The 24,293-nt window shown below is 36.1% G+C and carries 26 protein-coding genes; 14 read left to right on the top strand and 12 right to left on the bottom strand.

Annotated elements, in window-relative coordinates:
• Nucleotides 1-367: 367 nt before the first annotated feature.
• From ACSG5Z_RS25600 to ACSG5Z_RS25585, 4 genes are all read right to left on the bottom strand, one after another.
• Nucleotides 368-487, bottom strand: a complete 120-nt coding sequence (locus ACSG5Z_RS25600; RefSeq protein ID WP_000358487.1) for a YfhE family protein — start codon at nt 485-487, stop codon at nt 368-370.
• Nucleotides 488-597: 110 nt separating this feature from the next.
• Nucleotides 598-1,155: a GNAT family N-acetyltransferase gene (locus ACSG5Z_RS25595; protein WP_000914737.1), complete on the bottom strand. Its 558-nt coding sequence runs from the start codon at nt 1,153-1,155 to the stop codon at nt 598-600.
• Between the two features lie 241 nt (nt 1,156-1,396).
• A complete protein-coding gene (locus ACSG5Z_RS25590) occupies nt 1,397-2,527 on the bottom strand; it encodes an amidohydrolase (protein WP_000698306.1) in 1,131 nt (376 codons plus the stop codon).
• 140 nt (nt 2,528-2,667) lie between these two features.
• Nucleotides 2,668-3,573, bottom strand: coding sequence for a TIGR01777 family oxidoreductase (locus tag ACSG5Z_RS25585; protein ID WP_435712490.1), 906 nt, complete (start codon nt 3,571-3,573; stop codon nt 2,668-2,670).
• A gap of 81 nt (nt 3,574-3,654) precedes the next feature.
• Between ACSG5Z_RS25585 and recX the strand changes: the two genes are divergently transcribed.
• Together recX and ACSG5Z_RS25575 are read left to right on the top strand one after the other, a co-directional pair.
• Nucleotides 3,655-4,467: a recombination regulator RecX gene (gene recX / locus ACSG5Z_RS25580; RefSeq protein WP_000268506.1), complete on the top strand. Its 813-nt coding sequence runs from the start codon at nt 3,655-3,657 to the stop codon at nt 4,465-4,467.
• Nucleotides 4,468-4,477: 10 nt separating this feature from the next.
• Nucleotides 4,478-4,795 carry a YfhH family protein gene (locus tag ACSG5Z_RS25575; RefSeq protein ID WP_001057030.1) on the top strand — a complete coding sequence of 106 codons (318 nt, stop codon included), beginning with the start codon at nt 4,478-4,480 and terminating at the stop codon, nt 4,793-4,795.
• Between the two features lie 64 nt (nt 4,796-4,859).
• On the opposite strand, the gene ACSG5Z_RS25570 is transcribed toward ACSG5Z_RS25575, so the two are convergent.
• Complete coding sequence (locus ACSG5Z_RS25570) at nt 4,860-5,012, bottom strand: YpzG family protein (RefSeq protein ID WP_000122093.1); 153 nt, start codon at nt 5,010-5,012, stop codon at nt 4,860-4,862.
• A gap of 46 nt (nt 5,013-5,058) precedes the next feature.
• Nucleotides 5,059-5,217 (bottom strand): small, acid-soluble spore protein K, encoded by a 159-nt coding sequence (locus ACSG5Z_RS25565; protein ID WP_000517891.1) that lies wholly within the window; start codon nt 5,215-5,217, stop codon nt 5,059-5,061.
• A gap of 123 nt (nt 5,218-5,340) precedes the next feature.
• Here ACSG5Z_RS25565 and ACSG5Z_RS25560 point away from each other — a divergent pair, with 123 nt between their 5' ends.
• Entirely contained in the window at nt 5,341-5,607 is a 267-nt protein-coding gene (locus tag ACSG5Z_RS25560) for a YfhJ family protein (protein ID WP_000997857.1), read from the top strand.
• A gap of 24 nt (nt 5,608-5,631) precedes the next feature.
• On the opposite strand, the gene ACSG5Z_RS25555 is transcribed toward ACSG5Z_RS25560, so the two are convergent.
• Nucleotides 5,632-6,612 (bottom strand): metal-dependent hydrolase, encoded by a 981-nt coding sequence (locus ACSG5Z_RS25555; RefSeq protein ID WP_048542102.1) that lies wholly within the window; start codon nt 6,610-6,612, stop codon nt 5,632-5,634.
• 149 nt (nt 6,613-6,761) lie between these two features.
• On the opposite strand from ACSG5Z_RS25555, the gene mutY reads away from it, so the two are divergent.
• Nucleotides 6,762-7,859, top strand: coding sequence for an A/G-specific adenine glycosylase (gene mutY, locus ACSG5Z_RS25550; RefSeq protein ID WP_046953679.1), 1,098 nt, complete (start codon nt 6,762-6,764; stop codon nt 7,857-7,859).
• A 35-nt stretch (nt 7,860-7,894) separates the two neighbouring features.
• On the opposite strand, the gene yfhS is transcribed toward mutY, so the two are convergent.
• Nucleotides 7,895-8,119 carry a mother cell protein YfhS gene (gene yfhS / locus ACSG5Z_RS25545; protein WP_048542097.1) on the bottom strand — a complete coding sequence of 75 codons (225 nt, stop codon included), beginning with the start codon at nt 8,117-8,119 and terminating at the stop codon, nt 7,895-7,897.
• Between the two features lie 124 nt (nt 8,120-8,243).
• Between yfhS and ACSG5Z_RS25540 the strand changes: the two genes are divergently transcribed.
• From ACSG5Z_RS25540 to ACSG5Z_RS25525, 4 genes are all read left to right on the top strand, one after another.
• Nucleotides 8,244-8,525, top strand: coding sequence for a gamma-type small acid-soluble spore protein (locus ACSG5Z_RS25540; protein WP_000039039.1), 282 nt, complete (start codon nt 8,244-8,246; stop codon nt 8,523-8,525).
• A 188-nt stretch (nt 8,526-8,713) separates the two neighbouring features.
• Entirely contained in the window at nt 8,714-8,974 is a 261-nt protein-coding gene (locus ACSG5Z_RS25535) for a YgaB family protein (RefSeq protein ID WP_087982361.1), read from the top strand.
• A gap of 250 nt (nt 8,975-9,224) precedes the next feature.
• Nucleotides 9,225-9,755: a nucleoside tri-diphosphate phosphatase gene (gene ntdP, locus ACSG5Z_RS25530; protein WP_000506626.1), complete on the top strand. Its 531-nt coding sequence runs from the start codon at nt 9,225-9,227 to the stop codon at nt 9,753-9,755.
• Nucleotides 9,756-9,809: 54 nt separating this feature from the next.
• The gene (locus ACSG5Z_RS25525) at nt 9,810-11,570 is read left to right on the top strand and encodes an ABC transporter ATP-binding protein (protein WP_097889310.1); all 1,761 of its coding nucleotides are present in this window, start codon (nt 9,810-9,812) and stop codon (nt 11,568-11,570) included.
• 15 nt (nt 11,571-11,585) lie between these two features.
• Here ACSG5Z_RS25525 and ACSG5Z_RS25520 read toward each other — a convergent pair whose 3' ends face one another.
• The 3 genes from ACSG5Z_RS25520 to hemL form a co-directional block, all read right to left on the bottom strand.
• A complete protein-coding gene (locus tag ACSG5Z_RS25520) occupies nt 11,586-12,674 on the bottom strand; it encodes an aromatic acid exporter family protein (protein ID WP_064477270.1) in 1,089 nt (362 codons plus the stop codon).
• 258 nt (nt 12,675-12,932) lie between these two features.
• Nucleotides 12,933-17,369 carry a glutamate synthase-related protein gene (locus ACSG5Z_RS25515; RefSeq protein WP_435712489.1) on the bottom strand — a complete coding sequence of 1,479 codons (4,437 nt, stop codon included), beginning with the start codon at nt 17,367-17,369 and terminating at the stop codon, nt 12,933-12,935.
• Nucleotides 17,370-17,569: 200 nt separating this feature from the next.
• Nucleotides 17,570-18,868: a glutamate-1-semialdehyde-2,1-aminomutase gene (gene hemL / locus ACSG5Z_RS25510; protein ID WP_000673249.1), complete on the bottom strand. Its 1,299-nt coding sequence runs from the start codon at nt 18,866-18,868 to the stop codon at nt 17,570-17,572.
• A gap of 127 nt (nt 18,869-18,995) precedes the next feature.
• On the opposite strand from hemL, the gene ACSG5Z_RS25505 reads away from it, so the two are divergent.
• The 6 genes from ACSG5Z_RS25505 (at nt 18,996) to perR (ending at nt 23,287) form a co-directional block, all read left to right on the top strand.
• Nucleotides 18,996-20,009 carry an ABC transporter ATP-binding protein gene (locus ACSG5Z_RS25505; RefSeq protein WP_000843640.1) on the top strand — a complete coding sequence of 338 codons (1,014 nt, stop codon included), beginning with the start codon at nt 18,996-18,998 and terminating at the stop codon, nt 20,007-20,009.
• Nucleotides 20,002-20,793: an ABC transporter permease gene (locus tag ACSG5Z_RS25500; protein WP_000521517.1), complete on the top strand. Its 792-nt coding sequence runs from the start codon at nt 20,002-20,004 to the stop codon at nt 20,791-20,793. Before ACSG5Z_RS25505 ends, ACSG5Z_RS25500 begins: the two co-directional genes overlap by 8 nt.
• A 4-nt stretch (nt 20,794-20,797) precedes the next feature.
• Nucleotides 20,798-21,583, top strand: coding sequence for an ABC transporter permease (locus ACSG5Z_RS25495; protein WP_000639385.1), 786 nt, complete (start codon nt 20,798-20,800; stop codon nt 21,581-21,583).
• A gap of 72 nt (nt 21,584-21,655) precedes the next feature.
• Nucleotides 21,656-22,060, top strand: coding sequence for a potassium channel family protein (locus tag ACSG5Z_RS25490; protein WP_000964347.1), 405 nt, complete (start codon nt 21,656-21,658; stop codon nt 22,058-22,060).
• Between the two features lie 44 nt (nt 22,061-22,104).
• A complete protein-coding gene (gene bcp / locus ACSG5Z_RS25485; protein ID WP_060486952.1) occupies nt 22,105-22,560 on the top strand; it encodes a thioredoxin-dependent thiol peroxidase in 456 nt (151 codons plus the stop codon).
• A 298-nt stretch (nt 22,561-22,858) separates the two neighbouring features.
• Nucleotides 22,859-23,287, top strand: coding sequence for a peroxide-responsive transcriptional repressor PerR (gene perR, locus ACSG5Z_RS25480; protein ID WP_000237831.1), 429 nt, complete (start codon nt 22,859-22,861; stop codon nt 23,285-23,287).
• 199 nt (nt 23,288-23,486) lie between these two features.
• On the opposite strand, the gene ACSG5Z_RS25475 is transcribed toward perR, so the two are convergent.
• Complete coding sequence (locus ACSG5Z_RS25475) at nt 23,487-23,843, bottom strand: YgzB family protein (protein ID WP_000025063.1); 357 nt, start codon at nt 23,841-23,843, stop codon at nt 23,487-23,489.
• Between the last annotated feature and the right edge of the window lie 450 nt (nt 23,844-24,293).

Genomic DNA, 24,293 nt, shown 5'->3' with positions numbered 1-24,293 from the left:
TGAAACCCTCTTTTATATGTTTAAAGAGGGTTCTTTATTGTGTTATAAGATAAAGTAGTAACTTATCCACATGAAGATTACGCTTTCATTAAACAGTAAAGTCGAAATATTAACAACTATATCCACATTGTCCACAATTTTTAGAAAACTATCCACAATTCTAACGTTTACTATGCGTTACAACATATAAACTTGTGAAGGATTTGTTGAATTTATTCACAATTCTATAAATTGTGTGGATAACGTTATCCACACAAAAAAGGTTCCTTATAAATAAGGAACCTTTTTGTCTATTCTATCACGTAGAAAAAATATGTAATGAGAATGAATAATTAGGGGGGAAAACTTCTAATTATTCATTCTCACTTTAAATACTTTTCGAGCGATAACCCGCTGCGCGATCTGCTTTGCGAAATTCTCGTTGGTAAAGAACTTCTTGTGTACTAGATAATGTGTTTTTTGTTTTGTCACGTTTCTTTTTATCCATTACAAATCACCTCGTGTCCTAAAGTCACTATCTATCGTTTCCAAAGACATAGGGTGATATACGTATATGGTAAAATGTTAATGATTAATTATTTTTTCTGGAAATTTAGATTATGCTTCTTTTAATTGGTGAGCATCTTGGAACGTTGTATCTCGCATTGTAGCAAGTGTATATTGATCTTTTGGGATTTCATATAAGTTATATACTTCTTCATTTGCGTTAATTTCATCATAAACGGCTTTTCTTGTTTCGTTTGCTAGATTTACATATTGTAGTTTTTCGGCAGCTTTAATAGAACGAATATTTATTTTACGAATACGCATAAAGATTGTTTCAATATCTAATTCATAGAAAAGTTCACTAAAAAATGAATCTTTCGCCAATTTATTATAGCCTTTTCCATGATAGGGTTTGCCAAGCCATGTTCCGAGAAATCCGGCTTTTTCTTGCACATCAAATAAAGTAATTGTTCCGATAGGGTTACCCCATTCATCTAAAATTGTGCGTGAAATTAATTCCCCACGCTCTTCAGCTTCAATCGTTTGTTTCGTTAAAAATAAATACTCTTCATAAGAATAAGCCTTTTGACGCACAAAAGGGAAGACAGCTGGGTCCACCATTAACTCGTATAGAACGTGGCTGTCGTGTAAGTCGCGTTTTTTCAACATACTAACTCCTCCTCACACGAGGGTAGCATGACGAAAAAACACCCCACCCTCGAAATTTTTATATCAATCTTTAAAAAATTTCGGGGTGGGAATCGAACCCACTAGAACCAGTTTCTAACGCTGGTGGCGCACCATTTGCCTTCCCCATTCATCAATTTGAAAATGATAATCACGACACAAATTGATTATGGTTTCATTCAGTTTATAATCGTATAATACTTTATCTAGTCAAAAAAATAAACTAGTTTTTTTTATTTTTTTTGTAAATTATTTTTCCATCAATCATGGTTAGTACAGGCTTGGCTAAATAATGGAAAGGATGATGAGTCCATAACACAAGATCAGCGTCTTTTCCAACCTCAATGCTTCCAATTCTATCCTCTAAACGTAAATTTCGTGCTGGAAATATGGTGATTCCTTCTAGTGCAGTTTTTTCGTCTAATCCTTCTCTTACTGCGACAGCAGCACAAATATTTAAATATTGAATTGGTGTATAAGGGTGATCTGTTGTTATAGAAACTTCCACACCATTTTTCGATAATATATGGTAAGTATCCCATGTTTTGTTTTTAAGTTCGATTTTAGAACGGCGTGTAAGAGTGGGGCCAACTGAAACCTTCAAATTGTGTTTCGAAAGTTCTTCAACAATAAAGTGTCCTTCTGTACAATGTTCAATACGTAAATCGAGATTGAACTCTGTTGCAAAGCGTAGAGCAGAACTAATATCATCTGCTCGGTGAGCGTGGATACGTACGGGTATTTCGCGGCGTAATGCTTTTAAGATAGGAAGCATTCGAAAATCAGCTTCATGCCCGTAGTGCTGTGCTTCATAGAATGATTCCCGAAGTAATCCCATAATTCCCATACGTGTTATGGATTCTTTTGTTCCATTACTATGGACCTTTTTAGGATTTTCTCCGAAGGCAATCTTTAAGCCGGCAGGTTCTTGAATAATCATATGATCAATACAAGTTCCAGCTGTTTTTATTACACAAGTCGTACCACCGATAATGTTTTGACTTCCTGGCATAACGTGAACAGTTGTGATTCCGTTTTGTACAGCATCTTGAAATGCAATATCAAAAGGGTGGATTCCGTCCAAAGAACGGATATGTGGTGTTGAAACTTCAGATGTTTCATTTGCATCATTGCCAGCCCAACCAGTACCTTCATCATAGAGACCAAGATGAGTATGGACATCAATAAATCCAGGTAAAAGATGAAGAGCACGAGCGTCTATAACTGTCATATCTTGAGTAGGTTGAATGGAAGGCTTGACCTCGGCAATTCTTTCTCCTATAACGAGTACATCCCCTTGAAATTTTTGGGATGTAATAGGATAGACAATGGCTTGTTTGAGCAATATTTTCATAGGTACCTCATTTCTGTTACTTTACAATGTTAATGGAATTTAAGGGAAAGTAACTGAAAGGTTATTTGTGTAATAATGCTCCGGATTCTAGAAAATGAAAGTTTTGAAAGGGGACCCTGTAAAACTGTGTTTTAGAAGTACTACATTGTATGCGAAAGTATATTTTGTAATGCATGGTCTATTGCCGGAAATGTGTATTGATACCCATGTTCAATTGCTTTACTAGGTAATACATGTTGTCCTTCGAGTACAAGTATACTCATCTCACCTAATAAAGTGTGAATCATAAATGAAGGGACAGGTAACCAATGAGGTTTTTTCATTATAGTTGCAATGGTTTCTCCAAATTCCTTCATTCTTATAGGTAGGGGAGCTGTGATGTTAAAAGGGCCATCAATTTCTTCTTTGTGTATGATGAAATCAATTAGGCGAACGACATCGTCTATATGAATCCATGATAACCATTGGTTTCCAGATCCAATTGTACCTCCAATATAGAATTGATAGGGGAGTAGCATTTTGGGAAGAGCTCCTCCGTCTGCGCCTAATACAACTCCAAGTCTTGCGTAGATTGTTCGCATTCCAAGAGAACGTGCTTTAGATGCTTCTTGTTCCCATGAATATACTGTATTTGCTAAAAAGTCATTTCCAGGAATCTCATGCTTTTCTGTAAAAGACTCAGTTTCAGACGTTCCATAGTATCCAATAGCACTTGCGTTAATAAATGTATTTGGCTTTGTACCAAGTGTTTGCAATTGTTTAATGAGTCCTTTTGTTGTTTGAATTCGACTGTTTAAAATGGATTCCTTTTGTTTCTTTGTCCATCTACTATTAATAGACTCTCCAGCTAGATTAATAACTACATCGATAGAAGAGAGGGGGAAGGTTTGTAAATCTGGTGTCCATTGTACATACTGAAGGTTAGGATGGGAAGTTTCAGTAGTTTTGTTTCGAGTAAGAATGTAAACATTATATCCTTTTTGAATAAAAAAAGTAGAAAGGTATTTACCGATAAAGCCGGTACCACCAGAAATTGCGATTCTCACAATTATTTCCTCCTCATTATATATATTCTTGAAAAGCAAAAACGTTCCTTGACTATGTTAAAATAATAGAGAGGTGAGAGTATGGCTGTCATTACAAAAATAGAAGTGCAAAAACGATCGAAAGAACGATTTAATATTTATATTGATAAAGGTCAAGGTGAAGAATACGGGTTTAGTGTGGATCAAGTAATCTTAATGAAACATGGATTACAAAAAGGATTAGAAATTGATGAAATAGCGTTAGGGAATATTTTATACAATGAAGAGGTACAAAAAGCATATTTACAAGCAATTTCCTATCTATCCTATCAAATGAGAACAAAAAAAGAAGTAGAAGACTATTTACGAAAAAAAGAAGTGGGACAGGCCGTCATCTCTGAAGTCGTTTCGAAATTATTACATGATCGATATATTAATGATAAAGAGTACGCTGTTTTATATACGCGAACGCAAAGTAATGTGAATCGAAAGGGTCCGACTGTTATTAAAAGAGAGTTATTAAATAAAGGTGTTCAGGATCTAATCATTACACATAGTTTACAAGAATATCCGAAGGAAAAGCAAATTGAGAATGCTTTACTTCTTATAGAAAAGAAGAAAAGGTCTTATCAAAAGCATTCCTTTTTACAAATGAAGCTAAAGTTAGACGAAATGCTTGTTCGTAAAGGATATTCTAGAGATGTGATTCAAATTTGTTTGGAAGAATTGAAAGACGAAAAAGATGACGAACAGCAACAAGAAGCGTTACACTATCATGGGAATAAATATTATGAGAAATATAAGAAGTATGATGGATGGACATTCGAAAATAAGATGAAACAAGCGTTATATCGCAAAGGGTTCTCTATTGATGAGATAGAGATATTTTTGCAGATGAAACGTGAAGAGGGATGAGGGGAATAAGATGAATATGCCAAAGCGCTACAGTGAAATGACACCACATGAGCTAAGGGAAGAAATTGGGGTTTTGAAAGAGCAAGCAATAAAGGCAGAGCAGCTTGGTATTGTAAATGAGTTCGATGTATTAATGCGCAAGATGGCAATGGCTCGTGCTTATATGACTGATATAAACAAATTCCATATTGGTGAGACATATGAATTAGTAGAAGAACCTGGTATATTATTTGAAATTACGTATTTCAACGGGGTATTTGCTTGGGGACATAAGCAAAATGATAATGAAGAGATTGGAATACCGATTTCTTTATTGCAAGAAAAATGAAAACCAGAGAGCGAATATCTCTCTGGTTTTCATCTTTGGTAGGCGTTACAGGAGATAGGAGATTCTAAAATTGGCGTTTTTTACATTCATTCGCCAGTATAATGAGAGACTGGGTTTGTTGCGTCTGTCCGTTAACTTGCGCTTTTGCATGTTTCGGACGAGTCCACGTATGGTTAAATAATTCAGAACGACTATCTAAGCGATCACGGTAGCTCATCTTTATCACCTCGTGTAGGAAGTTAATTTTTTAGGTTGTACCTGAACTATTCTTCCTGCTGATTTGCAGCACGCATACGTTCTTGTGGGTGCGTGTTAATTGTGCCGTTAGGTCGTTTCGAAGCGAAGCGTGATTTCGCTTTCGGCTGACCATCGATTTTGCTGTTGTTTTTTGACTCAGACCAAAATTCGGCTTGTTTACCCATTGCGAACGCCCTCCTCATCATCAGTTGATACCTCTTTAAGAAGTATCACTTATAGAATGTGCAAAATAGAGGAAACTATCCTTTAGAAATTAAGGGAATAAATAGGTAAAAGGAGAATAGAACATGAATGATATTCACGAAACATTAACAAAAGAATTGTTAGACAAAAATGACAAACTTTCTTACGCACAAGCTCGTGCGTGGGTTGAATTATTGTGGGAAGACTTTCAAACAACTTATGCTAAATCAGGTCGTTATCAAGGTGATGAAATGACTGAACAAGTGGTACGAACATGGATTAATAATCATGGAGGTCGCCTTCATGAAATGCGTACAAATAATCCGAAATATAGCCATTTAATCAATCAAGAAGATCATTTGAAACATTAAAAAAAGCGACTTAAGTCGCTTTTTTTAATGTGGAAGTAATTCCAGTTTTTTTCGAAGTTTTTCTTCACTAAAAATCCATCCTGTATAGGAACTAATAATATTTAAATTGTGGTCGAGTTGAACGATTGCAACGAATGGATAATAATCTTTACTGCGATAGCGCAAATCAATGAAGCGAACTTCGTAATAATGATCATAATCGAAAATGTCCCAGCGATACACAGGGGAGAAAGATAGAAATGCTGAGATGTTTTCATCTTGTTTAGCTGCGCGCATAATAGCATTATCTGGGAACGGTACCCGGTCGAACTTATCATATATCATGATGTTACCACGATGCCATCTAGCAACGTAGTAATAATCAGTTGTAACGATTGCTAAATGGTAATGATAAAATCTGTAAGAAGGGGAAATGATTATTTTCTCCACATGATTGAAACGTTTATATACGACGCTACGTATGTTTCTATGCATCATAATCCGTCCGATATAGTAAATAATCATCAATATATACGCTGCTAAGGCAGTATACCCTTTATGGGAACCTACAAGCATACAAGCAATCGCGAGTAGGTGGATAAAGAAAATGACGGTATCAAATGTATTAATGATGCCGAGCGCTACCCATTTTTTTGTGAAGGGCCGTAATGCCTGGGTACCGTAGGCGTTGAAAATATCTACAAAGACATGAAGAAAGACGGCAATAAATGACCAAAGTAGTAGATGCAAATATGGAGCGTCTGAAAAGAAGGCGAAAGAGATGCCACTTATAAGGAATGACCAAAGAATCACTGCAGGAATGGAATGAGTAATCCCGCGATGATTTCTTATATATTTAGCGTTATTACGCAATTTTAAAACTGTATCGATGTCAGGAATATTGGAACCGGCAATTGTAGCAAGCATAACTGCTTGTGGCCCAATATCACTTTGTGCTATGGCTGGATCTAACGTTGCCAAACTGCCTAGAGTAACGCCCATAACAAGGTGAGTGGCTGTGTCCATAGAAATCCACCTCCGTTTTTTATTAATGTAACTCTTTTTATTCGATACCTCAAGTCCTTTGCCTTCTATTTCCTATGTCATCTTACTTAAATTTTTTCCTAAAATCTTTATAATAGTACTTATATGCAAAAAAATGAGGGGGATCAAGTTTGACACTTGAAATATTAAATAATTTTAACATAGAGCAGTTTCAAAATGATTTAATTGGTTGGTTTGAAAAAGAGCAACGCGACTTACCGTGGCGTAAAAATAAAGATCCATACCGCGTCTGGGTTTCGGAAATTATGTTGCAGCAAACAAGGGTAGAAGCTGTAAAACCATATTACGCGAATTTTATGGGGAAGTTTCCTACTCTAGAAGCTTTGGCAAATGCTGGTGATGAAGAAGTGTTAAAAGCATGGGAAGGTTTAGGATATTATTCTAGAGCACGAAATTTACATGCGGCTGTAAAAGAAGTGAAAGAAGTATACGGCGGGATAGTACCAAGTGATGTAAAGAAAATTGAAAAATTAAAAGGAGTTGGCCCCTATACAAAAGGTGCTATTTTAAGTATCGCATATGGTATACCAGAGCCGGCAGTTGACGGAAATGTTATGCGTGTATTATCTCGCATTTTATCAGTATGGGATGACATTGCAAAACCGAAAACTAGAAAAGTGTTTGAAGAGATTGTACGTGAAATTATTTCGGCTGAAAATCCATCTTATTTTAATCAAGGTTTGATGGAATTAGGTGCACTAATTTGTATTCCAAAAAATCCATCTTGCTTACTTTGTCCTGTACGTGAACATTGCCGAGGATATGCTGAAGGTGTTCAAAAGGAGTTACCAGTAAAAAGTAAAGCGAAGGCTCCTACAATGGTACCGATTGTTGCAGGGGTACTTCAAACAGAAGATGGTCGTTACGTCATTAATAAACGTCCAAGTACCGGGTTATTAGCTAACATGTGGGAGTTTCCAAATGCTGAACTTGGAGAAGGGATTCGGAATCAGAAAGAGCAGCTTACAGATTATATGAAAGAAAAATTTGAGCTCTCGATTTCTATTGAAGAATACGCAATGAATGTACAACATACGTTTACACATCGTACTTGGGATATATTCGTATTTTACGGAAAAGTAACTGGTGATATTGTTGAAACAGATACATTGAAATTTGTATCGAAAGAAGCATTTGAGCAGTTACCATTCTCGAAATCGCATCGTACGATTTATGAGAATTGCGTTGAGAAAATTACAATGCAATAAATTAAAAAAGTGTTCCCTAGATTGGGAACACTTTTTTAATCGTAAGAAATTTTTGTCCCATGAGTCCAATTAGCTTCACCTTGTTGTAAGCCACCTCTTGATTCAATTTCTACTACAATTTCTTTATAGATACTTTGACCTTCTGCATTTAAATACGGCAAAATCTGTTGTAATGAGTGATGAAAATAAGCTAATTCATCTTCTTTCCACTCATTTTTTGAAACCATCGTTAGTTCAGTCATATCGCGTCCTATATACATATTTCCACCTCCATTTCCTATAGTTTGAATGAGTGATAAGAGATATATACGGAGATTAAAAAAAGAAAATCACGGATAACTTCTAAGTGAATTGGTTACATTATTGGTTGTGGAGGTGAGAAAGATGAGTAAAAAACAACAAGGTTATAACAAGGCAACTTCTGGTGCTAGCATTCAAAGTACAAATGCTAGTTATGGTACAGAGTTCGCGACTGAAACAAATGTACAAGCAGTAAAACAAGCAAATGCACAATCAGAAGCAAAGAAAGCACAAGCTTCTGGTGCACAAAGTGCAAACGCTAGTTATGGTACAGAATTCGCAACTGAAACAGATGTGCATGCTGTGAAAAAACAAAATGCACAATCAGCTGCAAAACAATCACAATCTTCTAGTTCAAATCAGTAATGAAAGAAAAACACTTCTCTAATTCGGGAGAAGTGTTTTCTTTGTGCCTGGGTCATAGTAATGAAAATAAAGTGAACGACATAACTTCTAATAAGTCAACAAATGTAGTCAAAGGAGAAGGAAGTTAAAGATGAGAAATATGTAATGAGGAAGAATAACTGATAAATAAGTTCAAAAGGGGGTAAGTAATGAACGACTTTGATAAGTTGGTAGGAGAGCAATTGGAAACGATGGACGAGTTGTTAAAGTTACAAGCTCATCTAGAGAAGTATCAGCAAATTGAAATGAGCGAAAAGGATACGTGCGATAAAAAGGAATTACATTTTATCCGCCAAGAAATATATAGAACAGAATTAGCGTTAAAACTGTTACATGAGAAATTTGAAGAGCAAACAAATAGTGTGATTGAATCTTTTGAGACTGAAAAAATGATTTCGAATTTAGGGTAAGGCATGTTGTTACCTTCCGGTGAAAGGTCCTTCTTTAGATAGAAATAAGGAAGGGCTTTTTCTATTTCTATTTCCTCGTTTGTAAATCATTCAGCGAAGGCCCCGTCTCCTAAGAAGATTAGGGATATAGTATTCAGTGTGAAAAATAGAGTCTTGTCGCTTTAGTTTTAAAATTTCGACAAAAAAGTTATAATAGAAAAAAAGTGAATGCAGCTCAAAGGGCATTTGCAGTTGAAAGAAGGGAGCATATATGGGATTTCCCAAAGAAGGAGAAAAAGTACAAATACATAGTTATAAACATAATGGCTCCATTCATAGAATGTGGGAAGAGACAACAATTTTAAAAGGGACACAGAGCCTTGTGATCGGAGCAAATGATCGTACAGTAGTGACAGAATCAGATGGCCGAACATGGATTACTCGTGAACCAGCAATTTGTTATTTTCATGCAAACTATTGGTTTAATGTGATTGGGATGCTAAGGGAAGAGGGAGTATATTATTATTGTAATTTAGGCTCACCTTTTGCATATGATTCTGAAGCATTAAAGTACATTGATTATGATTTAGATATTAAAGTATATCCAGATATGACATATACGCTTTTAGATGAAGATGAGTATGAAAAGCATAGTCAAATTATGCAGTATCCACCTGTTATTGATACTATTTTAAAACGAAATGTAGCACAATTAACACAATGGATTCATCAAAGAAAAGGGCCATTCGCGCCAGATTTCGTAGATATGTGGTATGAAAGATATTTAATGTACAGAAATTAAAACAAACCTGCAGGGGATTTCCCGGCAGGTTTGTCCTATTAGAGGGGGGATTATGTGCAAGGTATAAAAAGATATTTGCAATTTGTTAAACCGTATCGATGGCTTATTGCTATTACGATTATGATTGGTCTAGTTAAATTCGGCATCCCGCTTATTATGCCGTGGTTATTAAAATATATTATCGATGATGTAATTCAAGGGGGAGGGTCACTTCAAGATAAAACATCCCAATTAGTAACAGCCGTTGGGATTGCTTTTTTTATTTTTGCAGTAGTAAGACCGCCAATTGAATATTATCGTCAATATTTCGCGCAGCGTATCGCAAATACAATACTATATGATTTACGAAAACATATTTTTGGTCATTTACAAAAGTTGAGTTTACGCTATTATTCGAATACAAAAACAGGAGAGCTTATTTCACGTGTAATCCATGATGTAGAACAAACGAAGGATTTTGTAATTACTGGTTTGATGAATGTTTGGCTAGATACTGCAACAATTGCAATTGCTATTATTGTTATGTTTTCTATGAATATAAAATTAACATTTGTTGCGTTATTAATTTTACCTATTTATGTAGTGGCAGTGAAATATTTTTTCGGGCGTCTTCGAAAATTAACGAAAGAGCGTTCGCAAGCGTTAGCAACGATGCAAGGGTATTTACATGAACGTATTCAAGGGATGCAAGTGACACGTAGCTTTGCATTAGAAGAGTATGAGGGTAAGCAGTTTGAAAAAAGAAATAATGAATTTTTGACGAAAGCATTAACGCATACGAGTTGGACTGCAAGGACATTTTCAGCAGTGAATACGTTAACCGATTTAGGCCCGTTACTGGTGATCGGTTTTGCAGCATATGAAGTAATTCAGGGGCAGTTAACATTAGGGACTATGGTTGCCTTTGTTGGATATATGGATAGTTTGTATAGTCCGCTTCGCCGCCTTGTCAATTCCTCTACAACATTAACACAGTCTTTCGCATCGATGGATCGAGTGTTTGAATTGTTAGATGAAAAATACGATATTGTCAATGTGCCAAGTGCGGTACAAACGACAAAATTAAATGGTGAAGTGATATTTGATAATGTATCTTTTCGTTACAATTCGGATGAAAAAGAGATATTACATAACCTTTCGTTAACTATGTTGCCAGGAGAGAAGGTAGCACTTGTAGGAGCAAGTGGGGGAGGGAAGTCATCTCTTGCTAGCTTAATCCCACGTTTCTATGATGTTTCTTCAGGTGCAGTTTATGTAGATGGGATAGATGTTAGAAAGTATGATATGAGAAATTTACGTAGTCATATTGGAATTGTACTGCAAGATAATTTGTTATTTAGTGATACAATCGGGGCAAATATTTTATATGGAAACCCGAAAGCTACAGAGGAAGAAGTGATTGCAGCTGCTAAAGCTGCGCAAATCCATGATTTTATTATAGAGTTACCTGATGGCTATGATACTGTCGTTGGGGAACGCGGTGTGAAGTTATCTGGTGGGCAAAGGCAACGTGTAGCGATTGCAAGAGTGTTTCTAAAGAATCCATCGTTACTTATATTAGATGAGGCGACTTCCGCTTTAGATTTAGAAAATGAACGGTATATTCAGCAGGCGCTTCAGACGCTAGCTGCAGATCGGACGACGATCGTAATCGCACATCGATTGGCGACGATTACACATGTGGATACGATTATTTACATTGAAGATGGTGAAATTAAAGAAACAGGTTCTCATGAAGAGTTAATGAAAAAAAGAGGGTTTTATTACAATTTATATCAACTTCAACATATAACAGAAACAGCTCCTTTAGCGTAAAAGGAGCTGTTTTCTTTATTCGTCTTCTTTTTTATCTTCGATTTGAAGTTCTGCTTCTGGTTTATGGTATGTGTAGAAGCTATCCACAAGTAAATCTAAATGCTCTACTTCTTCACTATAGTTAATAATGGCAGAAATAAGAGGGAAGAGGTGTAGCCATGTTTTATACGCTTCCTCATCGTCTTTGTTTTGATAATCCATAAAGATATCAATTAATTCTTGTTTACCTGTTTCAACTTCATCAAGCATTTCAACAGATTGTTGTTTTTTTGCTTTACCAATAAATTTTAATAGAACTTGTTCATGATAATGCGTTAATGAATCAAGTTCGTTTTGAATAGATTCCTGAAATTCTTCTGGCATATAGCGCAGTTCATTTTCAGTACGATGTAACGATTTTAACGTACTTAAAGCACGGCTTGTCGTCGCTAACATTTGTCTGAATAAAACGAGCTTACGAATTTTTGCGAACTGTACTTTTTTCGTGTAGCTTCTTTCTTCTTTATACAGCAAATAGTAATGGTTTAGTTTGATCATTTTTTCTTTCATACGATCAATATCAGTTTTTAGCGTTGTAAAATCAGAAGCTTGCCTGCTATTCATTCGAATCCATTTTACAATTTCTTCTGTATTATCAACGATACGATGATATAGTTTTGTTTCGTATTTTGGCGGCATAAACACTAAATTTACAAGTGAAGCCGCAATAATTCCAATCATAATCGTCGCAAAGCGAAGTAAGGCAAAACTAAAGAAATCGTCGCCCTGATACTCCATAATGGCGATAACTGTTACTAAAGCAATTGATATTGTGTTTTCTAATCGTAATTGTAACGTAAGCGCAATTACTAATATACATGTTAATCCAATAATAAAAGGATTATGTCCAAAAGCAGTAGCAAATACGATAGCGAATACGGCACCAATGACGTTTGCTTGAATTTGCTCAAGAGCTGTTAAATACGAGCGGTATACAGACGGTTGAACAGCGAATATAGCTGAGATTCCCGCGAATACTGGACTCGGTAATTGAAGTAAAATACAAGCAAATAAAGCTAATGTGATGGCAATACCCGTTTTTAAAATGCGAGCACCAAGTTTCATACCCTTAATAAGATCCTTTCTCTTGTCATAATGAATGTACAACATGATACTATACATTCATTACAATATGTTAGCAAGTGATATTTTAGTGACATTAATAAGAAATTAAGATTCATTTATACTTTTTCCTAATTCTTTTTAAACATCAATTTTTAGTAAAAAAACCTGCTGAATTTCAGCAGGTTTCAAATTGTTACTATAGATTACTATGAGAAGTGTACTTCGTCAATTTATTCTTGAAAATGAAATTTAGGTATATCACTCTGTTGAGATAGATGGATCAGCCTGCTCTTTTTTCGGGATAATTTCAAAAAACTGTTGCTGCATATCATCGAGTAACGGGGTTAATAAAGCAACTTCCTCGTATTGTTCATGCTCATTTAAGACACGAATGTAATCTAACAATAACTCAGTCACATCTTGCACGCCGTTTTTACTAATTGGTTGTAATGTAACATTTGCCCCTTTTGCGATTCTTCTTTTTAAGGCGTGTTCTGTTAAACCCGAGCTTGAATCATGACGTAAATAAACAACACCACCAGTCATACCAGCACAAATCCATGGACCAGGATCCCCTAAAACAAGCGCTCGCCCATTTGTCATATATTCAAAAGCGAAACCTTTAATATTAGAGTATACACCTATATTCCCTTGCTCTTTTTCACGGAGTGGCTTTGTCATTCGCCCTCCAATTATCATGTCTGCTCCAGAGAGGCGAATGCCAGCGCGAGCATCAGCATTACCTTGAACGTATAGCGATCCTTTTTGTGCACCGTACCCAAAACCTTTTCCGACAGAACCGTTATAATATATGCCGTCTTTTCCTTTTGCTTTCGTTATATAAATACCACCACCAAAGGAGGTTTTACCAATACCATCTTGTGCACCGCCATTTACGTGTATAAATAAGTTCTCACTATTGTAAGCACCTAATCCATTTCCAGGAATAGAGCCATTCGTATACTTTAATGTAAGTGGTTCAAGCTTCGTGTCTTCATATAATTTACTACGAACGCGATAGCAAGATTCTAGACCACCCATAACGCGTTGCTCTACGCCAACGCCTACTAATTCTTTTGAATGAGGGGAATGAACTGTTTCAAATTGTTTTTCTGGTACGTATTCTGTTTTTGTAACAGATGGGTGTTCTATCGTTTGTAGTAAATTACATAAGTCTAATAAATTTTCGCCTCGAACTTGTTCTAATAAATCGGAATGTCCGACAATTTCTTGTAAATTTGTATAACCAAGATTTCCTGTTAATCGTTTTAGTTCTACGCCAAAAGTGGTGAATAAATGTAATAATCCAGCAACGGCGCTTTCTAATTCGCGCGGGACGAAGCGGCGTAATCCGTGTTCTTTCGCCTGAGCTTCAGACTCAATTTGTGTTGCAATTCCAACGTGACAAGTATCTAGATGACATCCGCGGCAAGTTGTACAGCCGATTGCAATCATGGATAATGTACCAAATCCAATACGGTTTGCCCCAAGGAGCATGATTTTCAAGGCATCATTAACACTTCGAATACCACCGTCAGCCCAAATTTCTACCTTTTGCCTCATATTTGCTTCTAATAAAGCATTGTGAGCGGCTTTCACACCAATTTCTACAGGAAGGCCTACATGTTGCAATGCGTGAATACGTGCGGCACCTGTACCACCATCAAATCCGCTAATGTTAATAAAGTCAGCACCAGCCTTTGCGATACCGACAGCAATTGTTCCAATGTTAGGGACAACAGGGATCTTTACAGCTACTTTCGCAAGTTGATTAGCCGTTTTAATTTCTGTAATTATTTGAGCTAAATCTTCAATGGAATAAATATCATGGTTGTTAGAAGGTGAAATTAAATCAGAGCCAATTGTAGCATTACGCGCTTCAGCGATTTTTGCTGTTACTTTTGAACCAGGCAAATGTCCGCCTTCACCAGGCTTTGCGCCTTGCCCAATTTTTATTTCAATTAAGTTTGATGAATTTAGTAGTTCGGCGTTTACACCAAATCGCCCAGATGCAACTTGTTGTCCACGTGTATGTGGATATTTTCCAATCATATCTTTAATTTCGCCGCCTTCACCGTTCAAGCTAATCATATTTAGCTGATCGGCCGCTTCTGCATATGCACGAAAGGCAATTTCATTTTGAGAACCGAATGACATGGAACTAATAATAAATGGTAAATCATGATTTTGAATGCTGATGGATACTTCTTCAGCCGGAACGACATGTTTTGTTTCTTTCGTTTGAACAAGATGTCTAATCGCGATTGGATTATTTTCTTCTAACTCACTTAATTTGTCACGGTAATCATCATAAGAATTTCCTTTTGCGACATCGCCGATTGCTTTCCAAATTCGCGGGAATATATGAAAAGATTTTCGCATTCTAACTTTAGGATTGTTATAATCATCCGCTCGCAATTGTGCATCTTCAGCAAGTGATTCAAGCGAAAAAGCTAAATCATTTGAACCGAAGAAATTCGTAATTTGTAATATATTTGCGATTTCTTCATGTAATCCGATAGAAGAATAGAGGCGGCCGTAACCACGTAATTCATGAATTCCAATTGTTGAAATGACTTTTTCTAGTCCTTTATTAAGAGCATTATACAAATTCGTAATTGGCGTTTTTGTTCCATCATTTACGGTTGCAAATAATAAATATGGATTCATACCATCTGCTCCTAATCCATACAGTGTGACGATATCATGTAAGGAGCGAAGGGCACCAGAACGTATAACGAGAGAGCAGTTTCGGCGTAATTTATTTTCGCTTAATACTTGATGTACTTTAGCGGTAACTAAATGTGGATCAATCCATAACTGTTCATTTAGATGAGCGTTGGCATCGTCTATTAATAGTAGGGAAGCTCCATCGTTCACGGCCTTTATCGCTTCAGAACTAATTCGATTTAAGGCGCATTGTAAAGTTTCTGTCGGACTGAATGTAGCAGAGATTGTAGCGATAGAGCTATGAGTATTGAATAGCTGTATAAGTTGTTCGTACGTAATTGTGTGTAATTCCTCTGTAATAGATTGTGCTACACTTCCTTCTAAAATAATGGGGGAAAGCATCTCAACTACAAATGTCCGTTTAGCTCCGCTTAATAAACTTGGGCGCTCTCCAAGTATTGTTCGTGTAGAGAAGTGCTCGACCTCTCGATCACGATCGATTGCTGGATTTGTAACAACGGCTACACTTTCCTTAATGAAATCAGCGATATTTCGTCTACCAGTATCGAGTGCTGCAAGTGGTGAGTCATGCCCAAGTGAGCGAATTGGCTCAACGCCTTTTGTTGCCATCTGTTCAAGAAGCTGAATATGTTCTCGGTCCCATCCGAAAGCAACGTATTGTTTCGTTTCAACTTGTATAGAATCACATAATCCTGGGATTTCTTTCGTTTCAGGGATAGATAAGTTTAAATGATAATCTTTAGTATCAAATCGCTTTTTAAAACGGTTATATACTTGAGTTTGGTAGTCATCGTATTCGTAGAGTACAAGTTCATCTTGTTCATTCCACTTTAGACCGACTTTTTCTCCAGGAGCGAGTGGTTTTGGTTCTGCTACATATTCAGTTGGTGATACAACTCCAGGTTCAGAAGAGAAAACATAAGAACTCGCTGTCTCTACTTTCCATACTGGTCGTAGTCCAAGGGAATCAACGCTGAAAACAGCCTCATCTTTATAACGTGAAATAATACCAGCTGGACCTTGCGCAAAATGGCCCCAAGCTTCACGTATATACGTATATAAATCTTGTAAATGCGGTTCATAAAGTTTCATTTCATTAATAATTGGTGGGAATAGTATATCCATTGCTTCAAATAAACTGTAGTCGTATTGAACAAGTAGAGTTTCTAAGGTGCGGTTTAAATCTTGGGAGTCACTGCCCCCAGCAGTAAGTGGAACATGAATCATGTCAGCTTGATCACGTAATTTTGCAATTGTGTTAATTTCACCATTATGTCCGAGAATGCTAAATGGTTGTACACGAAAAAAATTAGATAATGTATTAGTAGAATAGCGGTTATGTCCTAGTGTCATAGTTGAAGCGATAAGTGGATGTTGTAAATCATTGTAATAGGCAACAAGTGTATCCCCAGCGCCTAGAACTTTATATACAACATGGTCACGACTTAATGAAGCAACATGAATCGCTTCGTTTTCCTCTATTTTTATCGTTACTGAAAATAATGTTTGCTCAACATTTTCAACTTTATTTTCTGCGATAAGAGCAACTTGCCAAAATAAAGGTTCTTCCTGTTTACCAAGTGGACCGAGTGCATCGGAATTTATTACATCATCACTTTCGAAAATAATAGTAAAACTTTCGTTATTTAATTGCGTACGAATATGATTTTTTAAATTAACGATATTTGCGTTTTTGTTTAGAAAAAAATGTCCAACGATAAAGTGGGGATGATCCACAATCGTTGGATTGTATCCGTTATTTTTCAGCTTTTCATTCCAAAGTGCTTTTGGGACATCAATGTGAATTCCGATACCATCGCCTTCACCATTAATGAAACCAGCTCGATGATTCATTTTGACAAGTGATTGTATGCAAAGATCAATGTTTTCTTTCGTGGCAACTTTTCGTTTCTCCATAACGGAAACGATTCCACACGCATCATGTTCTGCATTTTTATAATCTCGAAATAAAGACGGTGTCCATGTATTTGTTTTATTGAGCATCCGTCAATCCCCCCTTTTGTTGAAGTTCGAATAATCTTACTATTCAAGGCGTGAGCAGCCTTATATACAAGGATAGTAAGGATATAAAAGAAAAATAAAACAGATAATTATGAATAATTATACTATTAATAAGGGATTTATGAAATAGAAAAAAGGAAAAAAGAAAGATGTGCTTTCTTTTTTCCTTTTTAATGAAGGGATTATTTATTATCCGCTAAAGCAGCGAATGCTCTGCCTACAGCTTCAATTGTATATTCAATATCTTCTTTTGTATGTTCTGTCGTTAAGAACCATGCCTCGTATTTAGAAGGTGCTAAGTTAACTCCTTCTTGAAGCATAAGCTTGAAGAATTTACCGAACATTTCACCGTCTGTATCTTGTGCTGCATCGTAATCTTCAATTGTATTTGTTGTGAAGTATACAGTTAAAGCACCTTTTAGTCGGTTTAATGTAATATCGATATTATGTTTTGCAGCTTGCTCTAAAATTCCCTTTTCAAGCATCGCACCAAGTTCATCTAATTTCTCATAAAGACCTTCTTGTTGAAGAACTTCTAGACAAGCGATACCGGATGCCATAGAAGCAGGATTTCCTGCCATTGTACCAGCTTGATATGCAGGTCCGAGCGGGGCAACTTGTTCCATAATTTCTTTCTTACCACCATAAGCACCGATCGGAAGTCCGCCGCCAATAACTTTACCAAGCGCTGTTAAGTCTGGTGTTACGCCAAGTAAGTCTTGAGCACCACCGTACATGAAGCGGAAAGCAGTAATAACTTCATCATAAATTACTAGTGCACCAGCTTCGTGAACAAGTTCATTCACTTTCTCAAGGAAGCCAGGTTTTGGCTCTACAATACCGAAGTTTCCAACAATCGGTTCTACAAGGATAGCTGCTACTTCATGTCCCCATTTATCTAATGCTTCTTTTAAAGTTTCTACATTATTAAATGGAACGGTAATAACTTCTTGAGCGATACTTTGTGGTACACCGGCTGAGTCAGGAGTTCCTAGCGTAGAAGGGCCAGAGCCAGCTGCTACAAGTACTAAATCAGAATGACCGTGGTAACAACCAGCAAATTTCATAATTTTTGTGCGGCCTGTGTAAGCACGAGCGACACGAATTGTTGTCATTACTGATTCAGTACCAGAGTTTACGAAGCGGACTTTATCTAATGCAGGCATTGCTTCTTTTAACATTTTTGCAAATTTTACTTCTAGTGCTGTTGGTGTTCCGTAAAGTACACCATTTTCAGCAGCTGTTGTAATTGCTTTTGTAATGTGCGGGTGAGCATGTCCAGTAATAATAGGACCGTATGCTGCTAAATAATCGATATATTTATTTCCGTCTACATCCCAGAAATAAGCACCTTTTCCACGTTCCATAGCAACAGGAGCGCCGCCGCCAACTGCTTTAAAAGAACGAGAAGGACTATTAACGCCGCCAACGATATGTTCTAAAGCTTCTTTATGTAATGCTTCTGATTTTGTGAATTTCACTACAATTCATCTCCTTACAAAAATCTATGTATTATTCTAACATGTTTTTCGAAAAGACGTATTGTTTGTGATAGAGAAGGCAGTTGGGTAAACTATTCGTTGTGACATTTAGGAAGGGGGTCCGATTATGAAATCGGTAATTGAGGTACAAGGGTTACGTAAAGAGTTTACAGCCTATTCAAGTCGTCCGGGATTAAAGGGTGCTTTTCGCGATTTATTAAATCGTAATTATAAAATAGTACCAGCAGTAAATGATGTATCTTTTAATGTGAAACAAGGTGAAATGGTTGGATATATCGGTGAGAACGGTGCTGGTAAATCAACAACTATTAAAATGCTTACGGGGATTTTGACTCCGACATCAGGAGAAATTTTAGTAAATGGGATGAACCCGCATAAGCAGAGAGAAGAATTCGTAAGAACAATTGGTGTTGTTTTCGGTCAACGCTCACAACTTTGGTGGGATATTGCTGTACAAGAATCTTTTCGTTTATTAAAAAAAGTGTACGGTGTATCAGACGCTCAGTATAAAGAGCATATGGAACACGTGATTGAAACGTTAGATATTGGTCCTTTATTAGATAAGCCAGTTCGAAAGTTATCTCTAGGTCAAAGAATGCGTTGTGAATTAGCGGCAGCATTAATTCATAATCCACCATTATTATTTTTAGATGAACCAACAATTGGGCTGGATGTTCTTGTGAAATTAAAAATACGTGAATTTTTAAAAGAAATGAATGAACGTTATAAAACAACAATCTTATTAACAACCCATGATATTACTGATATTGAAGCTTTATGTGAGCGCGTTATCATGCTGGATGAAGGAAATATTATGTATGACGGTTCTTTAAATAATCTTCGTACACAGTGGGGAGCAGAGAAGGAAATCCATTTTCAATTTATTGCACCAGTTTCCTATCAGGCTTTATCAATGGTTATGCCAGATAGTCATGTCGTTTGGTCGAAAGCGAAAGAGGAAAACGCGTGGGTTGCAAAAATACCGAATGAAGAAGTTATCATTTCAATGCTTATTTCTAAAGTAGTACAAGCCTTTCAAATTAAAGATTTAAAAATTAACGAAGTATCTACAGAGGAAATTATTCGTAACATTTATGAAGAAGGTATTAAACATGGGTAAGTACATTGAAATGATTCGGATTCGCTTTTTAATGATGCTTGCGTATCGTACAAACTATTATAGTGGGATATTAATTTATACAATTAATATCGGTGCGTATTATTTTTTATGGCAAGCAATTTATAGTGGAAAAGAGAATATTGAAAGTTTATCTATTTCGCAAATGACTACTTATATCGCAATTGCGTGGATGGCACGTGCCTTTTATTTTAATAATATAGACAGGGAAATTGCGATGGAGATTCAAGAAGGACGCGTAGCAGTAGAACTCATTCGTCCATATAACTATTTAGGCATGAAAGTGATGCAAGGTCTTGGTGAAGGAATATTTCGTTTTGCTTTCTTTTCAATTCCAGGTATGGTTATCGTTACCTTATTATTTTCATTGCAAATTACAACGAATTTTCAAACGTGGTTATATTTCTTCTTATCTTTAATATTTAGTTTTATTATTAATACACAAATTAATTTAATGACGGGAATGCTCACGTTCTTCCTATTTAATAATAGTGGAATTATGTATGCGAAACGTGTCGTTATTGATTTATTTTCAGGTCTATTATTACCAATTAGTTTTTATCCGTTATGGGCCCAAAAGGCAATGATGTTTTTACCGTTTCAGGCGATTAGTTATATTCCGAGTATGATTTTTTCAGAAGGTATACAAGGAAGTAAATTGTATGAGGCATTATTATTCCAAGTAATTTGGGCAATTGTACTTATTATTCCAATTGTACTCATGTGGAGAACGGCGAGAAAACGTCTAATTGTACAAGGGGGATGATGAGATGATATATATAAACCTATTTTTGCAATATGCAAGCCAATATATAAAAACAAAATTGGAGTATCGGGGCGATTTTATCGTTGGATTACTTTCTGATTTAGCACTACAGGCTGTTAATTTAATCTTTATTCTCGTTGTGTTTGGGCATACACAAGCATTAAAGGGCTGGAGTAGAGAAGAAGTAATCTTTATTTATGGTTTCTTTTTAGTGCCGTTTGCCATTTTCTCAGCTTTCTTTAACATATGGGACTTTAATGATCGTTACATTATTAAAGGAGAAATGGATCGTATATTAACGAGGCCGATTCATAGTTTATTTCAAATTATATTAGAAAGAATGGAACTAGAATCTTTAATTGGAGCGATTACAGGAATAATTGTAATGGGATATGCAGCAGTGGAGCTGCAATTATCTTTTTACTGGTACGATTTCTTCTTATTCTTACTGATGGTAGGAGGGGGCGCACTTGTATATGGAGGGATATTTGTTACGCTTGCGAGCCTTGGTTTTTGGTCGGATGCGAAAAGTTCAATTATGCCGCTAATGTATAACATAGGTAACTATGGTCGCTATCCTGTTAACATTTATAACCGTGTGATTCGCTTCATTTTAACGTTTGTTTTACCATTTGCGTTTGTCGGAGTGTATCCAGCAGCATACTTTTTAAGAAAAACAGAGTGGAATAGCTATGCATTTGCAACACCATTCGTTGGTGTTATCTGTTTTACGATTGCAATTACTCTTTGGAATCAAGGGGTAAAAAGGTACCGTGGTGCTGGGAATTAATTATAGAAGCTTGTTTGTTTCTAAGGGATAAATCCAATGGCCGTCTCATACATATAAAATGAGGTGGAGGACATGTTATGGGGATTTATTCTATTAATTGCAGCAATTGCTATTTTGAGAAGTGTCCAATTGTTATGGAGTTCATATTCAGATTCTAGGCGTTTCTTTTCGCTTTATAATTTAGCCTCCTTATTTTTAATTTATACAACGGTATTGATTGCGTTTGGGTTAAGTTATGTTGTATTAGAAGAAATGGGTTTTGCAGTTTTGAAAGAAGATGGAGAAAGCTTGCATGCCCAATCCTTTCAACTTGTAGAAATTTGCTTATATTTTAGCGCAGTTACTTTATTGTCCGTTGGGTACGGTGATATAGCTCCGATTGGAATAGGGAGATGGATTGCGATTGCAGAAGCGCTAATTGGATATACGTTACCGTTTGCTTTTGTAATGAGGTCTGTAATAGACAATGAAAAATAAGATAGCATTTGATATAGTAAAAGAAAAGAGTAGGAGTGATAACAATGATCACAGTAGGAGAAATGGCTCCAGAATTTACATTAGAGGGAAGTAACGGGGAACAAGTTCGCTTAGCTGATTTTCGTGGTAAAAACGTAGTGCTATATTTTTATCCGAAAGATATGACTCCAGGGTGTACAACTGAAGCATGTGATTTTCGCGATGCGTATGGATTATTTCAAGAGAAAGATACAGTTATTCTTGGTGTAAGTCCTGATTCAGCGAACAGACATCTGAAATTCATTGAGAAGCATGAGCTTCCATTTGTACTTTTAGTAGATGAAGATCATAAGGTAGCGGAATTATACGATGTTTGGAAATTGAAAAAGAACTTTGGAAAAGAGTATATGGGAATCGAGCGTTCTACATTCCTTATTAATAAAGACGGTGAGCTTGTAAAAGAGTGGCGTAAAGTGAAAGTGAAGGGACATACTGAAGAGGTTCTTTCTTATATAAAGTAAATTCATTGTGGAGATAAAATATATAGAAGTAAGGCGAGTGTCTATACATATTTTATCGTCTTACATAAAGTGAAGTGTAGGGCATACCTCCTCAGATGATAGTATTCCAAGTGCGATTATGTCGCACTTTTTTTCTATGTAAATGTATAGAAAATGGGGAAGGATATATAAGAATAAGGCTATATACAAAAATAAACCACATACTTATAGTAGAAATATTGACGATTTATAAGAAAAGGAGTACACTCTTTATAAGAATTATAAAATAATAATCCGTATAGAATCGGGGTGCATGACGGTGGTCAAAGAAGAATTAAAAGAAGCGCTAGAAATGCTGAAAAATACGGGTGTACGCATTACTCCACAGCGTCATGCTATTTTAGAGTACCTTGTGGAATCTATGACGCACCCAACAGCGGATGACATTTATAAAGCATTAGAAGGTAAGTTTCCAAATATGAGTGTTGCAACTGTCTATAATAACTTACGTGTATTTAAAGAGGTTGGACTTGTAAAGGAATTAACTTATGGAGACGCTTCAAGTAGATTTGATTATGTTACAAGTCAACATTATCATGTGATTTGCGAAAAATGTGGTAAGATTGTTGATTTTCCTTATGGAGGTTTGGAACAGCTTGAAGAGGAAGCTGCGAAAACGACAGGCTTCGTTATTAATAGTCATCGCTTAGAAATTTATGGCGTTTGTCCAGAGTGTCATAAGGCGTAATATATAATAAAGAAAGAGGGAGACGTTTACGTCTCCCTCTTTCTTTATTATATATGGGAATTACGTTAGGTTCAGGAGGATTTAAAACGTTCAGTGAAGAACCTAATTTAATTAAAGATAAATACAAAAGGTGATTTCTTTGTTAAGAAATCACCTTTTAACGTTTAGTTTTGTAAGGGCACATTGTACCTATATATGCCTATGATTTATAGCTCTTCTTATTATATTTCTCATCAAATTCTTTTCCTTCTAGATTTCGATCCATTGTTAAAGGTTGGTTGCAATGCATACATGCGTCGACACGACCGAGCATTTTGGTCGGCTTATCGCAGCTTGGACAAATAATTTGTACAGTTTTAGTAGATAACATGCCAATCCAAAAGTAAACGACAGTACTAGCGATAACAGCTAAAAAGCCAACCATCATAAATGTTGTCATAATAATAATGTTTTCACGGAAAAAGACACCTAAGTATGCAATGAAGAGGCCGATAAATACTAAACTTAATGCAAAGGTCCGGATTTTATTGATTTTGTTCGAATACTTAATGCTCATTTGCATCACACTCCTATAATAATAATATAACATAAAATTTAGAATTTTCACTCGTTCGTAAACGTGATAAACCGATAAGATATGAGATATGGAGTATGATGCAGAATAAAGGGAGACTATAATGGTTTTTGGAACATGGTTTTAAGATTTTAACGGGATGTGAAATTTTTTTATGAAAAGTATTGACCCCTTATATACTACATGATATATTAATAACCGTCGCTGATGCGGAAATGCAGAAAACGACAAAAAAGAAATTGAAAAACTTAGTTGACATCGAAAAACGAAGATGTTAACATAAGGAAGTCGCAAATGAGCGACCGAGTAGTTCTTTGAAAACTGAACGAAACAAACAACGTGAAACGTCAATTTTTATTTTTAGATGCTAGACAAACTAACTTTATTGGAGAGTTTGATCCTGGCTCAGGATGAACGCTGGCGGCGTGCCTA

Origin of the sequence: Bacillus pretiosus, from assembly GCF_051294775.1 — a bacterium.
In the GTDB taxonomy this organism is placed as follows: Bacteria; Bacillota; Bacilli; order Bacillales; family Bacillaceae_G; genus Bacillus_A; species Bacillus_A wiedmannii.
This window is presented reverse-complemented; position numbering and strand designations above follow the sequence as displayed.

Excerpts from the sequence above, each read along its gene's own strand:
- ACSG5Z_RS25590 (WP_000698306.1), bottom strand. The coding sequence starts at position 2,527 with ATGAAAATATTGCTCAAACAAGCCATTGTCTATCCTATTACATCCCAA.
- ACSG5Z_RS25575 (WP_001057030.1), top strand. The coding sequence starts at position 4,478 with ATGAATATGCCAAAGCGCTACAGTGAAATGACACCACATGAGCTAAGG.
- ACSG5Z_RS25540 (WP_000039039.1), top strand. The coding sequence starts at position 8,244 with ATGAGTAAAAAACAACAAGGTTATAACAAGGCAACTTCTGGTGCTAGC.
- ntdP (WP_000506626.1), top strand. The coding sequence starts at position 9,225 with ATGGGATTTCCCAAAGAAGGAGAAAAAGTACAAATACATAGTTATAAA.
- ACSG5Z_RS25490 (WP_000964347.1), top strand. The coding sequence starts at position 21,656 with ATGTTATGGGGATTTATTCTATTAATTGCAGCAATTGCTATTTTGAGA.
- bcp (WP_060486952.1), top strand. The coding sequence starts at position 22,105 with ATGATCACAGTAGGAGAAATGGCTCCAGAATTTACATTAGAGGGAAGT.
- ACSG5Z_RS25560 (WP_000997857.1), top strand. The coding sequence starts at position 5,341 with ATGAATGATATTCACGAAACATTAACAAAAGAATTGTTAGACAAAAAT.
- ACSG5Z_RS25495 (WP_000639385.1), top strand. The coding sequence starts at position 20,798 with ATGATATATATAAACCTATTTTTGCAATATGCAAGCCAATATATAAAA.
- ACSG5Z_RS25520 (WP_064477270.1), bottom strand. The coding sequence starts at position 12,674 with ATGAAACTTGGTGCTCGCATTTTAAAAACGGGTATTGCCATCACATTA.
- ACSG5Z_RS25505 (WP_000843640.1), top strand. The coding sequence starts at position 18,996 with ATGAAATCGGTAATTGAGGTACAAGGGTTACGTAAAGAGTTTACAGCC.
- ACSG5Z_RS25555 (WP_048542102.1), bottom strand. The coding sequence starts at position 6,612 with ATGGACACAGCCACTCACCTTGTTATGGGCGTTACTCTAGGCAGTTTG.
- ACSG5Z_RS25475 (WP_000025063.1), bottom strand. The coding sequence starts at position 23,843 with ATGAGCATTAAGTATTCGAACAAAATCAATAAAATCCGGACCTTTGCA.
- ACSG5Z_RS25600 (WP_000358487.1), bottom strand. The coding sequence starts at position 487 with ATGGATAAAAAGAAACGTGACAAAACAAAAAACACATTATCTAGTACA.
- recX (WP_000268506.1), top strand. The coding sequence starts at position 3,655 with ATGGCTGTCATTACAAAAATAGAAGTGCAAAAACGATCGAAAGAACGA.
- ACSG5Z_RS25570 (WP_000122093.1), bottom strand. The coding sequence starts at position 5,012 with ATGAGCTACCGTGATCGCTTAGATAGTCGTTCTGAATTATTTAACCAT.
- yfhS (WP_048542097.1), bottom strand. The coding sequence starts at position 8,119 with ATGTATATAGGACGCGATATGACTGAACTAACGATGGTTTCAAAAAAT.
- ACSG5Z_RS25535 (WP_087982361.1), top strand. The coding sequence starts at position 8,714 with ATGAACGACTTTGATAAGTTGGTAGGAGAGCAATTGGAAACGATGGAC.
- ACSG5Z_RS25565 (WP_000517891.1), bottom strand. The coding sequence starts at position 5,217 with ATGGGTAAACAAGCCGAATTTTGGTCTGAGTCAAAAAACAACAGCAAA.
- ACSG5Z_RS25595 (WP_000914737.1), bottom strand. The coding sequence starts at position 1,155 with ATGTTGAAAAAACGCGACTTACACGACAGCCACGTTCTATACGAGTTA.
- ACSG5Z_RS25500 (WP_000521517.1), top strand. The coding sequence starts at position 20,002 with ATGGGTAAGTACATTGAAATGATTCGGATTCGCTTTTTAATGATGCTT.
- ACSG5Z_RS25515 (WP_435712489.1), bottom strand. The coding sequence starts at position 17,369 with ATGCTCAATAAAACAAATACATGGACACCGTCTTTATTTCGAGATTAT.